The organism is Paenibacillus sp. CCS19 (assembly GCF_033239625.1).
Taxonomy (GTDB): Bacteria; Bacillota; Bacilli; order Paenibacillales; family Paenibacillaceae; genus Paenibacillus_T.
This window is the reverse complement of the sequence record NZ_BTCK01000012.1, coordinates 33,980-48,457: the sequence shown is the minus strand read 5'-3', so window position 1 is coordinate 48,457 and position 14,478 is coordinate 33,980. Positions and strand designations below refer to the sequence as shown.

General features: G+C 48.9%; 14 protein-coding genes. 5 read left to right on the top strand and 9 right to left on the bottom strand.

Annotated features, from left to right (window positions below; genetic code table 11):
* Positions 1 to 131: 131 nt before the first annotated feature.
* Complete coding sequence (locus tag SBI19_RS10905; protein WP_317967922.1) at positions 132 to 1,067, bottom strand: sensor histidine kinase; 936 nt, start codon at positions 1,065 to 1,067, stop codon at positions 132 to 134.
* Positions 1,068 to 1,070: 3 nt separating this feature from the next.
* Positions 1,071 to 1,769: a response regulator transcription factor gene (locus tag SBI19_RS10900; RefSeq protein ID WP_317967920.1), complete on the bottom strand. Its 699-nt coding sequence runs from the start codon at positions 1,767 to 1,769 to the stop codon at positions 1,071 to 1,073.
* Between the two features lie 220 nt (positions 1,770 to 1,989).
* On the opposite strand from SBI19_RS10900, the gene SBI19_RS10895 reads away from it, so the two are divergent.
* The 5 genes from SBI19_RS10895 (at position 1,990) to SBI19_RS10875 (ending at position 5,814) form a co-directional block, all read left to right on the top strand.
* Positions 1,990 to 3,663 (top strand): ribonuclease J, encoded by a 1,674-nt coding sequence (locus tag SBI19_RS10895; RefSeq protein WP_317967918.1) that lies wholly within the window; start codon positions 1,990 to 1,992, stop codon positions 3,661 to 3,663.
* Positions 3,664 to 3,750: 87 nt separating this feature from the next.
* Positions 3,751 to 3,933 carry a hypothetical protein gene (locus tag SBI19_RS10890; RefSeq protein ID WP_317967916.1) on the top strand — a complete coding sequence of 61 codons (183 nt, stop codon included), beginning with the start codon at positions 3,751 to 3,753 and terminating at the stop codon, positions 3,931 to 3,933.
* Between the two features lie 70 nt (positions 3,934 to 4,003).
* Entirely contained in the window at positions 4,004 to 4,483 is a 480-nt protein-coding gene (locus SBI19_RS10885) for a DUF2243 domain-containing protein (protein WP_317967914.1), read from the top strand.
* A 1-nt stretch (position 4,484) separates the two neighbouring features.
* Positions 4,485 to 5,288, top strand: a complete 804-nt coding sequence (locus SBI19_RS10880; protein WP_483312273.1) for a cytochrome c oxidase assembly protein — start codon at positions 4,485 to 4,487, stop codon at positions 5,286 to 5,288.
* A gap of 10 nt (positions 5,289 to 5,298) precedes the next feature.
* Positions 5,299 to 5,814: a hypothetical protein gene (locus SBI19_RS10875; protein WP_317967910.1), complete on the top strand. Its 516-nt coding sequence runs from the start codon at positions 5,299 to 5,301 to the stop codon at positions 5,812 to 5,814.
* 34 nt (positions 5,815 to 5,848) lie between these two features.
* On the opposite strand, the gene SBI19_RS10870 is transcribed toward SBI19_RS10875, so the two are convergent.
* The 7 genes from SBI19_RS10870 to SBI19_RS10840 form a co-directional block, all read right to left on the bottom strand.
* Positions 5,849 to 7,663: a sensor domain-containing diguanylate cyclase gene (locus SBI19_RS10870; protein WP_317967908.1), complete on the bottom strand. Its 1,815-nt coding sequence runs from the start codon at positions 7,661 to 7,663 to the stop codon at positions 5,849 to 5,851.
* Between the two features lie 224 nt (positions 7,664 to 7,887).
* Positions 7,888 to 8,865, bottom strand: coding sequence for a TIGR03943 family putative permease subunit (locus SBI19_RS10865; RefSeq protein WP_317967906.1), 978 nt, complete (start codon positions 8,863 to 8,865; stop codon positions 7,888 to 7,890).
* Between the two features lie 43 nt (positions 8,866 to 8,908).
* A complete protein-coding gene (locus SBI19_RS10860) occupies positions 8,909 to 9,925 on the bottom strand; it encodes a permease (RefSeq protein ID WP_317967904.1) in 1,017 nt (338 codons plus the stop codon).
* 244 nt (positions 9,926 to 10,169) lie between these two features.
* A complete protein-coding gene (locus SBI19_RS10855; RefSeq protein WP_317967902.1) occupies positions 10,170 to 11,048 on the bottom strand; it encodes a nicotianamine synthase family protein in 879 nt (292 codons plus the stop codon).
* Positions 11,049 to 11,192: 144 nt separating this feature from the next.
* Positions 11,193 to 12,479 (bottom strand): ABC transporter substrate-binding protein, encoded by a 1,287-nt coding sequence (locus SBI19_RS10850; protein ID WP_317967900.1) that lies wholly within the window; start codon positions 12,477 to 12,479, stop codon positions 11,193 to 11,195.
* Positions 12,480 to 12,527: 48 nt separating this feature from the next.
* Positions 12,528 to 13,361: a carbohydrate ABC transporter permease gene (locus tag SBI19_RS10845; RefSeq protein ID WP_317968043.1), complete on the bottom strand. Its 834-nt coding sequence runs from the start codon at positions 13,359 to 13,361 to the stop codon at positions 12,528 to 12,530.
* Entirely contained in the window at positions 13,361 to 14,317 is a 957-nt protein-coding gene (locus tag SBI19_RS10840; RefSeq protein ID WP_317967898.1) for a carbohydrate ABC transporter permease, read from the bottom strand. The genes SBI19_RS10845 and SBI19_RS10840 overlap by 1 nt, the downstream gene beginning before the upstream one ends.
* Between the last annotated feature and the right edge of the window lie 161 nt (positions 14,318 to 14,478).

Sequence of the window (14,478 nt, the reverse complement as noted above, 5' to 3'; positions counted from 1 at the left end):
TTCTGATACCTCTATCATAATCAAGACATTTTTGTTTTTTCTTTCCCATTCCTTACATGTTCCTTAAGATGATCCAATGCAATTGCAGCACGAAGAGACGTCCGGCAGCAGCCGAACATCTCTTCAGCGATCTAGAACGTTATACGCCTAAACCGGCATGTAAAGGTCGTCTTCTGGAAGGGCACGCTGGTCAGACGGATCGACCCCTTCATCTCTTCGGCCAATCGTTTGCAAATGCTGAGCCCCAGTCCGCTGCCTTGAAACTGCGGGTTTCGCGCATCATCCAACGTATAGAGACGATCGAAGACACGCTCATTGTGCACCTCTGCGATGCCTTTGCCCCGATCCCATATATCTACTTCAACGAATTCCTCTTCCTCGCGAACCGTGACTCCCAATACGCCCCCGTCGCTGCCATATCGAATGCTGTTCGATATCAGATTGCTCAGTATGCGATGGAGCGCATGCTCATTGCCAAGGATATAGAAGGGAAGCTCTGGAATATCGAGCTCGACTTGAATGTTCCTTGAGGTGAGAAGATCGTATTGCTCCAGTACGCTTTGCCGACAAACCTCATTAAGCGATAGTTTGCTAAGCGGGAGCTGATAGTCATCGGACTCGAGTTTGACCAAGTCGAAGAACTGATTGAGCAGCGCAATCAGATTGTTCACTTTATCATTCAGCCGTTCAATAACAAGCTGCTCTTCATGCGTCGTCAGCGATCGGTCTTGCTTCAATCGCTCGACATAACCCAGAATGACCGTGAGCGGCGTCTTCAGGTCATGCGACATATTCGAAATCAATTTGCGTTGACTATCCTTCGCCCTCGCATAATCCGCAATAACCTTCTGATTGTAATCGAGCAGACGATTGACCTGTACAAGCAGCTCTTGCATCAAAGTGTGGCCGACGGGGACGAGCACTTTCTCTGCCGTTTCATGTTCGATGATGTCAGCAACTTTATCGTTTATTTCGCGGATATATTGATTCAGCTTCCTTCGACCATAGATCTGCCAGCTGATGATCACAGCCATTGCAGCAATAACAATTACGAGTACAACAATCATGGGCTACTCGCCCATCCGGTATCCGATGCCCCAAACCGTTCGAATGTATTGCGGGTTGGACGGATCCTGTTCGATTTTCTCCCGAAGTCTGCGGATATGGACATTAATGACATTCTCGTTCCCATAATAGTCCTCTTCCCAAATCAACTGATAAATCTGCTCCTTGGTGAACACTCTGCTGCGATGGGTCAGGAACAGCTTAAGAATATGAAATTCCTTGGAAGTGAGCTGTATGCTCTTCCCCTTCACGACCGCGGAGAAGGTGTGCAAATCGAGGTCGAGATCCAAGTAAGAGAGCGTCGGCGCTTCCTCAGGCTTGCTCTCTGCCTGCGCGTACTGCGTCGCCCTTCGAATTGCCGCTTGCACCCTTGCGGTTAACTCAATCATAGAGAACGGCTTGCTAAGATAATCATCCGCACCAAAGCCAAGTCCAAGCGCCTTGTCAAGATCGCTGCCCTTCGCAGAAATAATTAAGACGGGTACAATACTGGCCTCGCGGATTCGCTTCAACAGCTCCATTCCGCTAATCTTCGGCAGCATGAGATCAAGCAAAATCAAGTCAACCGTCTCCCTCTGGAAGAGGGCTAATACTTCCTCGCCATCATAAGCGGGGTATACAGCATAATTCTCTTGTTTCAGATGAGCTTGAATCAATTGGCTGATCTCAATATCATCCTCAGCAAGCAGAATTCGTTTGGTCATGGATTGGGATCCCTCCTAATGATGAAAGTTGCGTGGAAACAGGCAATCTCTACGTAACTGACATTCTTCATAGTACCAGCATATTCCTCTAAGGAGGGTAAAGAGGATCGCATACCCCCAGATTTATCTGAAGCAACCATCGGAAGCATAAATGCATATTTCGAGGGGAACAACAAAACGGATATTGGTTAAAATATGATTGATTGGTGGAATGCAACAGATGGTCAACGATCGATTATCCATCATACCGCTTGGCGGAGTTAATGAGATTGGCAAGAACATGTATGTCATACAGAGCGGGGACGATATCGTCGTTGTCGATTGCGGTTCGAAATTTCCTGACGAAAGCCTGCTCGGCATCGATGTCATTATTCCGGACATCTCTTATTTGATTGAGAATGCGAACCATGTACGAGGACTTGTCGTTACCCACGGTCATGAGGATCACATCGGGGGAATTCCCTATATCATCAAACAATTGAATATGCCGATCTATGCAACACGATTGACGCTCGGCTTGATCAAAGCGAAGCTGAAGGAGCATGGACTGCTGAGCACGGCTGAGCTGCATCAGATTGATGCTCAATCCGAGATCACGCTCGGCGAATTACCGCTCAGCTTCTTTAGCACGAACCATAGCATTCCGGATTGCTTGGGAGTTGTTTTCCATACGCCGCAAGGAACGGTCGTTCATACCGGGGATTTCAAATTCGATCTGACGCCGGTCAACAACCAATATGCCGATATTCACAAAATGGCCGAGATCGGCAAAAACGGCGTTCTCGCGCTATTATCCGAAAGCACGAACGCAGAACGTCCTGGCTTCACCCCTTCCGAACGGCTCGTCGGCGCCAATATTCTAGAAGCGTTCATGAATGGCAGCGGAATGATCTATATCACCACCTTCGCTTCCAACGTGCATCGATTGCAACAAATCATTGATGCCGCCGCCAAGACGGATCGCAAAATCGCCTTAGCTGGCAGAAGCATGGTGAACGTCGTCGATATCGCTACCAAATTAGGTTATCTGACGGTGTCCCAAACGATGGTCGTGAATGCCGATGAAGTGAACAAATACAAACGCGATGAAATCGTCGTACTTTGCACCGGCAGCCAGGGAGAGCCGATGGCTGCACTAGGGCGAATCGCCAGCGGCAATCATCGGCAGTTCGCTGTTTTTCCTGGCGATACCGTCATATTCGCCTCCTCGCCTATTCCAGGCAACGAGCGGAATGTCTCTCGAATCGTAGACAACCTGTTCGAGCGCAAGGCACGAGTGATATACGGGTCAGGCTCGAATACCGGCATGCATGTCTCTGGGCATGCATGCCAGGAAGAACTGAAATTGATGCTTACTTTGATGAAGCCGCGATATTTCATCCCCATCCATGGCGAATACCGCATGCTTTATCTGCATCAATTGTTAGCGGAATCCGTCGGCGTCGAGGCAAACAATATTTTCATCCTAAACAATGGTGATGTTGTCGATTTCGCAGGCTCGGAAGCCTTCCAAGAACGAAGCGTTCCGAATGGCGATACTTACGTAGATGGTCTTGGGATCGGCGATGTCGGGCATGTGGTCTTGCGCGACCGCAAAGTGTTGTCTGCAGACGGCATTCTCATTATCGTGATCACGTTCGGGAAAGCAGAGAACAAGATCATATCCGGACCGGATATAATCTCCCGCGGCTTCGTCCTAGTTAGAGAATCGGAAGGTTTGATGGACGAAGTTCATCGCATTACGCTGCAGGTTATGGAAGAGCATCAGGAGGAAACGAAGCATCATATACCATGGGGACTGTACAAGCAGGATCTGAAGGAAGCGGTCGGAAAGTTTCTGTATGCGAAGACGAAGAGAAGACCGATGATTCTGCCCATCATTATTCAGGTATAGCCTGATGGGAATGGGAACGCTTGGATATACTATTCAAGCCGAATAATGATAACCATCGGCATTCAGCAATGAAGGAAGGTGACTACCATGAGTTCAAGCAAAGGCCATCAAGGCGCCACTGGAATCGGACAGGCTGAGAAGCAGTTGAATCGTCAAGCGCAAGCAGCCGAGCAGATTCAAGGATTAAACGCTGTGGATCAAGAAGTGCTTGCTGCCAGCCAAGAGCATTCGTCTGTGCTGGATGATATCGTCGATTTGCATAACGAGTAATTGCATATTGCTGCAAGAGAATCCGCGGAGTCCCGCGGATTTTTGTATAAACAGACAAAGGGTGAAGAAGATGACAACAGCTAGCACCAATATGCCAGGAACGAGAATCTACAACCGTAATCTATGGTCGGGCGCTTTGTTCGGACTTGGCATGGTTGCTTTTATCGATGAGACTCTCTTCCATCAGCTGCTGCACTGGCATCATTTTTATGACAAATCTACAACAGGGCTAGGTCTGGTCTCGGATGGATTGTTCCATGCTTTCAGCTGGATCGCGACCATAGGAGGGCTATTCTTACTAGCTGATCTTCGAAGAAAGAACGCCCTCTCCATTCGCAGATGGCTGGGGGCCTCGCAGTTCGCTGGGGGTATGTTTCAACTTTACGATGGCACTATCCAGCACAAATGGATGAAGCTTCACCAAATTCGTTATGTCGACCATGTGTTTATTTATGACCTGATCTGGAATTTGGCCGCATGTCTCATGATCCTTATGGGCCTATTTCAGATCGTGAAGGCTCGCAATGGACAAGCTGGAAGGATCGCATAGCGTGAACATGCCCAGCTATCATCATGTTCACTTATCTGAAGGAACTCCGCTGCTGCCCGCACTTCCGTTCACGCTCGCGATCACCGCGTATATTATCGCTGTGATTGTTACAAGCAGGTATTACAAGCCTTGGCCAATTATTCGCACGGTTAGTTGGACAGTTGGTTCTCTCTTCGCCATGACTGGGGTAACCGGTCACCTATCCCAACGTGCCGCTGGCGATTTCCAAGCTCATATGATCAATCATTTGTTATTGGGAATGCTGGCGCCGCTGCTTATGGTGTTGGCTGCGCCAATGACGCTTGTGCTGAGGACGTTAAGCATTCCTTCTGCTAGACGCGTTTCCCAAGCTTTAAACAGCTGGCCTTTGCGCCGATTGACTCATCCTGCGGTGACGGCTTTCCTGCATATCGGCGGTTTGTGGCTCTTGTATACGACCAGCCTGTACACGCATCTGCACGACAGCAGCCTTCTCTACTTCATCGTTCATGCGCATATGATTGTGGCTGGCTATCTGTTCACAGCTTCCATCCTCTATATTGACCCGATCCGCCATCGCGTTTCATTCGTATACCGAGCAGCTGTGTTGGTCATTGCTTCCGCCTGCCATGGCATTCTATCCAAACATATCTATGCTCACCCACCGCATGGGGTAGCCTTAGAGCAGGCTGAAGCAGCCGGCATGCTGATGTATTACGGCGGCGACGTCATCGACATTGTTCTCGTGTTCATTCTATGCTGCCAGTGGTATCGAGCAACCAAACCTCGAAGAAGCCAGAACATCATCCATTACCCTGCACGTTAGGAGAACGATCATGGTTAACATACAAGAACTCACTATGAGCAAAGCAATGACGAATCCTACCTTGAGGCAAAATATGATGAATCGAGGAACGATGTTCTTGTACTGCGATTATGCCGGCTTCTCAACATCCAACGTTTACGGAGCAGCATGCTGTGCTGTATATAATCGAACGATCAACGTAACAGCTCAGAAACTGCCGTTGGAACAGGACAAAGGCTCGATCTACGGTGAAATGATGGCAATCGTGTTTAGTCTGGAAACACTGGCAGCAGCACTATCGGAACATCGACCGAAAATCGCCGTCATTTATACCGATTGCAGCCGTATTGCACGTTTATTAAGTCAAGACCGCTTCGCGCATTCACATGATGAACAAGGCAGGAATCACCTGTTAGCGACACTTGCCGGCATCAACCGAACGTTCCCCGACCTTGACGTTCAAATTAAGTACATAGGCAAACATAAAGCCAACAATGACTTACATAGACTGGCTCACAATGCGGCGAGGGAGGCTGCCATTACCTAGAGTCAGTGTACACGACAAGAAAAGCGTGCCCCCGTTAAACGGTTGAGCACGCTTCTTGTCCATTTGAATCGTTCATTACAATGCGGTTCCTGCCGGCTAACTTGGCTTGATAGAGCGCTCGATCCGCTTGTTCGATCAGATCTCTGCGCTTCAAGCCTGGGACAGCCGTCATTGTCGCGACTCCAATACTAACCGTTACGTGATCACTAACTTTGGATGCTGCATGAGGGATTCCGAGTGTCGTGACGAGCTGTTCAATTCTTTCCGCCAAGAGCAATGCCTCGTTGGCATTGGTTTGCGGCAGCAGGATAACGAACTCCTCGCCTCCGTAACGGGCAAATACATCATCCGGCCGCTTCATGAGCGTTTGTATGCTCGAAGCGATATTTCGAAGACAAGCATCTCCGCCTTGGTGACCATACGTATCGTTAAATCGCTTGAAATAATCGATATCGAACAAAATAACGGAGCACGGCGTCGCGTATTCAGCGGAATCGGTCCATTCTTGTTTAAGCATCTCTTCAAAATGTCTACGGTTGGAGATGCCGGTCAGCCCATCGATCGTGGACAGCTCTTTAAGCCAACGGTTCGTTTCTTGCAGCTGCTCCTCTTCCTCTTTGCGCTTGGATATGTCCTGAATATGAGCCAGCGCCACTAATTCCCCGTCGAATTGTACGCATGTCACGGACACCTCCGCAACAAATACATGTCCCTGCAGCGTTACAAAATGATTCTCATACGTTAGCCCAGAATATTCCCTGCTAAATATGGATTGGAACCGCGCTTTGCTTTCCTCCCGGAATGCAGGAGCGATGATATCGAACTTCTCGACGCCAACCAGTGAAGAATAGGAATCCGCTTCGAACAGTTCAACGGCCTTGTCATTGACGAACACGATTTTGCCATTCTCATCGATTAAGCAAATCGCATTGGGCGACAGCTCGAACATTTTACGATACTGCTCTTCACTCTCTTTAAGCGCTTGCTCCGTTTGCTTTCTCTTCGTAATGTCGTGCACCACGACCAGTATGGATGGCTTCCCCCGATATACGATCGGCGTTGACTGCACCATCCCATAGAACGTGGAGCCATCCAAGCGATGCAATAATATTTCGATCGGATCTGACGGGATCTGATTCTTTAAGATGCCATGTGCCCGTCTAACGACCAATGCCCGGAAGTCCGGGTCGACAAAGTCAATTAAGGACATCCCGAGGATTTCTTGAGGACTTGTCGCCCCAAACATACGCGCTCCGGAATCGTTCAGATACGCAACCTGTCCATCCGTGTAAACCGCGACCGAGTCCGGGAGCAGCTCAATGAGACGTCTGTAGCGTTCCTCGCTTTCCTTCAAGGCCAGTTCCGTTGCATAGCTCTCGGATATATCGCGGAGAATGTTGATGACCACGCGCTTCCCATTCAAATCGATAACTTTAGCATTCGCATCTACTGGAATAATTCGGCCATCTTTACTTTGCAGCTTGGTCGTGTAATGTACAAATCCCGTCTCGTCTAATTGCTGAAGAAGCAGCTTGTACCGCTCAATCAACAATGGATCTTGGACGCATAGATCGATCGGAGACATCGTATCCAGTTCTTGTCGCGTATATCCCAGCAAACGATAGACGAGTTCGTTCACTTCGATAAACGCCATTCGATCCCTATCAAATTCGTTAACTAAAAACATATCGACTGCGTGCTCGACTAATGCACGGTATTTGCTTTCCGATTCGATAAGAAGCAGCTCGGATTCTCTCTTGCGTTGGTATGCTTTGCCGGCGCAAATGATAAAAGGCAAAGACACAATAATCACAACAATCGCTGCGATGATGATCGTCTGATGATGCATATGACTTACACTCCTTATGCAAGGTCACGAGGTGTATTCAATTCATTTAATTTTTTAACCTTTTCTCCTACTTTTATCAGTCTCAGCATACTTAATGGGATGTTTGCCTATCTTTATCATAATCAAGACAACAAACCTAATTGTCAATAAGGAAAAATGACTATCAGCGAAACTCCTTCAAACAAAAACCAGCCATTCGAAAGACATGGCTGGTTCATTGTTGTCTATTGCTTCTCCAGCTCCGTAATATCCCCAAAGTAAGGATACACATACGGATCTTTCGGCGCATGAATCGGGGTCACTTTACGCGCGTTTAATACAAGGATCTCATTGCCCCTATATTCGGTAACCTCTAATTCGCCGGTTAACGTAATCCAAGTATCCTCGTTGAAATCGGCCGCCTTGCTCCACTGCGCCATCAAACCATACGGTTCAGCATCCGCTGTGCAGCATGACATTGCCATACGAGAGACGACGAATTGATCGCTCGCCATATCATTTTCTCGATAGACAAAGCCACTGATCGCAACGGTTGCGCCAATAAAGTTATCTCGGTAAATATCGAGCGCTGTAATATAATCCAAGAACCCTTCTTCCTTGACGGTAATGACCTTCTTGCCGTAAAGCAGTTTACCAAGATCCGCGAAGTCCTTCGAGAATTCATCATACGGAAACAACCGATCAAGCTCCGATGAAGCAGATGGCTCGGAAACAGGCAGGACCGCTCCGGTTTGCACAGACTCCGACTTGGGCAAGATAGACCCGCTTCCGCCTGACTCTACCGATGCCGCCGTCTCTGTATTGCCAGGCAATCGAGCGTTCTGCACCGTCAGCTTCATTCCCTTGACCGCTGCTGCATCGCTTCCCATTATCCGATCAGGAAATGCAAAACCAAGCATCAGCGGCAGCAGAAACAAACCATAGATAACGATATTTCTTGATAAGGAACGAGTCGGCTCATGTGCGCATTCACAGTCAGAGCCATGATGTTTATGATCAGAGCCTTGCAGGGCCAGGTAAAGATAATAGGCAGCCAGCAGAAACATCGCAACAGCCGAATATTTGATATAAGGCGTCATTCGCGGAGCAATGTAGTATTGCAGCCTATCAATCTTCACCAAATGAACGACATAGAACGAGAAGCCCGCTAGTATCACAGCTCGAAGAAGATGATGCACCGTTAGGTGACGATGTTCAACCATCCAATATTACCTCCATTCGATTCTGTACGGCGCAAGCTAGCATCTACCAGATAAGCGTCTCTACGAGCCATGATCCGATAGGTACAAGGATTGCGATCAACGCGATAATAAGCACAACAAACCTTGCCCTGAATACAGAGAGCAGCATCAACGTTCCTTTCATATCAATCATCGGCCCGAATACCATAAACGTTAAAAGCGAACTGGCAGAGAACGTGCCTAGGAACGAGGAAGCGACAAATGCGTCAGAGGTGGAACATAACGACAGGAAATAAGCAAAGCTCATCATAAAGAGATGGGAGGCATACTCTCCTTGACCAATTGCGAGCAGTTCGGAGCGTGGGACCAAGGATTGGAGAAGCGCAGCTAGAATGGAACCGACAATCACATATTTGCCCATATCAAAAAATTCGCTGCCCGCATGCCGCATCGCTTCGCCCCATTTGTCGCCTCTTACCGTCACCTTAAGTACATTCAACGTTGATGGAGTAGGCATATGCGCCAGTGCATTCTTGATCGGATTGCGCTTGATGAAGAAATAGACAATGAATCCAATTGCGACAGCAACAGCGACGGCTAGTCCCATGCGAGCATATACGATCTCCTGCCTGCTCCGAAAAGCAACATAGGTAGCAGAATAAACGACTGGGTTGACGACCGGACCCGCGAGCATGAATACAACCCCCGCATAGAGCGGCATACCCTTGGCCATCAGCCTTCTAACGATCGGGATAAGACCGCATTCACACACTGGAAACAAGATTCCTAACATGCTGGCGATCAAGATGCCAAGCACTGGATTGCTCGGAATGAAGCGGCGAATCCATGCCTCCGGGATAAACACATGCATCAATGAGGACACGGCCACGCCAAGCAGCAGGAATGGCAAAGTCTCCAGAATAATGCTGATCAGCATCGTTCTGAACGTACTCCACCGAGCGGAATTGACCAATAGATCCGTACTCAACCATTCAGGATGGAGTGCAATGGCCACAATTAGGGCAATGACAGCGATATAAGTAAATTCCGGCTTCCAGCGTAATGTTGCGTTCTGGTTCAAGCACGCCCCTCCTAATCGTAATGATTACGTAGTACAATTATAGAAATAATGCTAGCGAATGACAATTATCTTTTTCGTAATTATTTCGATTAGATACGACAAGGAAATCCATAGATACATATGGAGCAACCTGAGAATCATATAGCCGCTAGCTTTTTGCGTCGCATTAGAACCTATCTTGTCGTTCGAAAAAATAAAAAAACAACACCGCAGACGACTGCGGTGTTGTTCATTTGTGACCGTCTTATTCGCGCTCATCCCGTTCAAGAAACAAGGTTGAGTTAATGACCAGGTCTTGATCCGGATGTGTTCGTCCTGCAATCCGCCACCGCTGCTCACTCAACTGCGTCTCATCAATCGCTTCATACATCATCTGCTTCATTCCCTCTGCTGTGCGAACAGCAACCAGAGGATTGGATGACGTTCGTTGAATCTGTTCAAGCACCTCTTGTTTGTTGTGAACAAGACTGGCCATGAAGATATGACGGTACGGGCTGTAATCGAAATCCGATCCGTTCACGAGGACGACCGACACTTTATCGCCAAGACCTAAGTGAGCAAGTAAAGAACAGGATGCCTCATACGCTGCCTCGTTCATTTCTACGCAGATAACTTCTACCTCGCCGAACAGGTGCAGAATGATCGGACTGATCGGCATCGGGCCGCTGCCAACGAATACAATAGGCGGCTCATCTACTTGGCCTTTCTCTCGAATGTATGTACGAAGGATGGACAGCTCCTTACCCACTAGCGCCACATAGATATGCCAGTTAGGAAGACTTGTTACGATATCCATTATTGAACCCTCGGATTTGCACATATCCTGTGCATCCTTTAACTCTGCTAGAAACTCGGCTTCTGACAATTTATCCTGCAAGCTTCGTTGGTGGAGCCGGATATATTCATGATTAAGAACGGCTTGTGCCTCTTCAGGCGAGTAACTTAATCGCAGCAGGCGTGACAGATGACTTATCATCAGCGTAACGGCTGAATTAGATGGAGATAAATCGAATTCCCTCTGAAGAAGATCGTTTAACTCTCGTATAAAAGCAATAAATCCAGCTATTCGATCACTGGATGCTTCGCCTGCATCTATCGTTGAACCCGTTGAATTAGCTTCCATTCTCCAATCCCTCCTCCACCGTGCATCCCATGGCCTGCTACCTAATATATTCACGTCGCTATAGAGATAGACGAGTATCGGAACCGGACGCAGCTGAAGGGCGGCAACCCGGAATGGGTTTGCCGCCCTTCATGTCGTAAAGCATTACTTCGCACTCTGTTTCTCTGCGATCGCATTGCCTGCTTTGGATATTTCATTATACGCATCTTCGATCGATTTCTGGCCGAACATAACGGCATCCATCGTTTTCTTGTAGTTGTCCACCCACTCCGTCCAGCCTGCTGCAGCCGGATAGAACGGCAGCGCCTTATCCTTCGCCGTAGCGTACAATTTGTTGCCCAATATATCCTTCGGCTGCAAGTTAGGCTCAAGCGCCTTGTAGATGGCGTCATTGATCGGAATGCCGAAGTTCATGCCATACGTTTGGCCGGCTTGCGTCTCCGTCACGAACCATTTGATGAAAGCCTTCGCCTCATCCTTATGCTTGGAGTCGGTGCTGACGCTCAGGAAGATGGTCGGCTGCGCCCATCCGCCGCCTTCTGGCCCCACCGGAATGTTGACGACGTCCACTTTCCCCGGCATTAACTGCTCAAGCGCGCCCACCGAACCGACCGTTGCGCCCCGCGTCATCACATTGCCGCTTGCCATCGGGTCCGCTTGCGGGTCGTTCTCCTTGAACGAGCTGACCATGTCCGCGGGAGGAACGATTTTCTTCTCGCGGAATTCGGCGTAGATGCCATAGAACTTCGTGAACAGCTCTTTGTCCAGATTGAACTTCGTGCCATTCTCTTGGATAATCGGTCCTTTGCCGTTCGACGTCTGATAATATTGGTAGAAGTCCCACGTATCCGAATCGCTGATCGGATAGACGCCGTCCGCAAGCTTGGCGCGCGCATTTCTCGCAAAGTCGAAGAATTCATCCCAAGTCCAGTCTTTCTTCGGCAGCTCGATGCCGGCAGCAGCGAGCGCTTCCTTATTAAACGCTATCCCTTGCGCGTTACGGCTGATCGGAATGCCGTACAGCTTGCCGTCTATCTTTAAGTTCTCCAACGTTTTATCGTCGATGACGCCGGAGAGATCCATGCTGGATAGATCCTCGAGCGTGCCTCTTGTCGCATACTCTTGAATGTACGCACCGTCCATATGAAGGACATCCGGCATCGAATGGGAAGCGGCCAGCGTCGGAAGCTTCTTCCAGTAATCATCCCATGCCATGTATTCAGGCGAGAAGGTGATCGATGGATTGAGGCCTGTATACACCTCTTGTGTCTTCAGCATCGCTTGATGCCTCGTATCCGGTCCTTGCCACATGATCTTCAGCTTCACAGAGCCGTCATCCTTCGACGAACCTCCGCTCCCGCAAGCCGTCAATGCTAACATTGCGCCAACTGTCAATAACGCCATTCCTTTGGACAATACTTTGTTCTCCATTCTCTTTTCCCCTTTACGCTGTATTGAGACGCGGGATCTGCCATGCAGCTATCCCTTTAAGCCCGTCGTTGCGATGCCTTCGACGAAATGCTTCTGCGCGACGAGAAACAAAATGGTGGACGGCACAACCGAAAGCAGTGACATCGCGAGCAGCCTGCCCCATTGGATTTCGAACTGATCCACGTACATACGCAATGCAAGGCTGACCGTAAATTTGCTGACCGAGTTCAAATACAGCACTTGCGCGAAGAAATCGTCCCAGCTCCATAAGAATGTGAAGATCGCCACCGTCACCAATGCAGGCTTGATCAGGGGGAGAACGATTCGGTAGAAAATGCTGTATACCGTCGCACCGTCGATCTTGGCCGCTTCATCGAGCTCCCGCGGGATGCCTCTTATGAATTGGACAAGCAGGAAGATGAAGAATGCGCCGCCGCCGAAGAAATGCGGCAGAATAAGCGGAATGTAGCTGTCCATCAGATGCAGCTTATTGTAGAGAATATACTGCGGAACGATCGTCACCTGCCCCGGCAGCATCATCGTGAGCAACAGAATCGAGAATAACACGCCGCGGAACTTGAAGTTCAGTCGGGCAAATCCGTATGCGACGATCGCACTTGTAAGTACGCCGCCCAGCACGTTCCAGAACTCCATCATGAGCGTATTGCCGAAGAACCGGGCAAACGTGAATTCAGGCGAAAACTGCCAACCCTTCGTGTAATTCTCCCAGATCGGCTTGGAAGGCCAGATGGAAGGCGAGCTCATCTCGGCCGTCGTTTTGAGCGAAGCGCCAATCCACCAGATGACCGGGTACAGCATGAGGAGGGAGAACGCGATCAACAGCAGATGGCTGGTGACGGGACTCTTCTTCAGCGATTTGATCACTTCGACTTCCCTCCATCCGTTTCGTAGAATACCCAGTATCGCGATACTAGGAAGTTAATAGCGGTCATGAGCGCTACGATAACTAGCAGAATCCAAGCAAGCGCGGATGCGTATCCCATCTGATAATGCTTAAACGCCTTATCGTAGAGGAACAGGGCGTACATATAAGTTGAGTTGATCGGTCCACCTTGCGTAATGATGAATGCCGAGGTGAACATTTGGAAGGAACCGATAATGCCGAGCACTAAGTTGAAGAACATGACGGGCGACAGCATCGGCAGCGTGATGTGGAAGAACTTCCGTATTCCCGTAGCGCCGTCGACCGACGCCGATTCGTACAATTCGCCCGGAATCTGCTTCAGACCAGCCAGGAAGATGACCATCGTAGAACCGAATTGCCACGTATTAAGCAGAATCAATGTTCCGAGAGAAGTGTGCGGATTCGTGATCCAACCGACGCCCTCGATGCCGAACCAGGCCAGCACATGATTGAAATACCCGTTCAGGTTGAACATATTGCGCCATAGCGCGGATACGGCAATGCTCCCGCCAATGAGAGAAGGAAAATAAATCGCCGTTCGATAGAAGTTCATGCCCTTCACATTCTTGTTCAACATGATCGCGACCATCAAGGAGAAGAACAGCTTAAGCGGGACAGAGAACAATACGAATATAAAGGTGACCTTCAGCGACGTTGTAAAATCGGTATCGTTCGTGAAGATGTTGGTGTAGTTATCCATTCCCGTCCAGGTCGGAGCTTCGAGCAGCGAATACTCGGTAAAGGACAAATAAAACGATTGGAGGATCGGCCACACCGTCAGCAGCAAGAAACCGATCAGCCATGGCGATATGAATATGTAGCCTGCCAGATTATCGTTTGAGCCTTTGAGCTTCTTCTTCGTCAGGCGCAGCTTTGCTGACGCCTGCTTATTCACCACCGCTTCAGCATTCATCTCACGTTCATCCCCCCTCACAGATTGTATAGAGCTAATCTTATTGAAATCGCTTACACATGAACATGCGATAGAATTATGAAATGGTTTGTTTTTTTACGCTCTTGCCGGACTTGCGATAGAGCCTATCTTGGACAAAAAAAGCTATGCAGCCGCAGTCT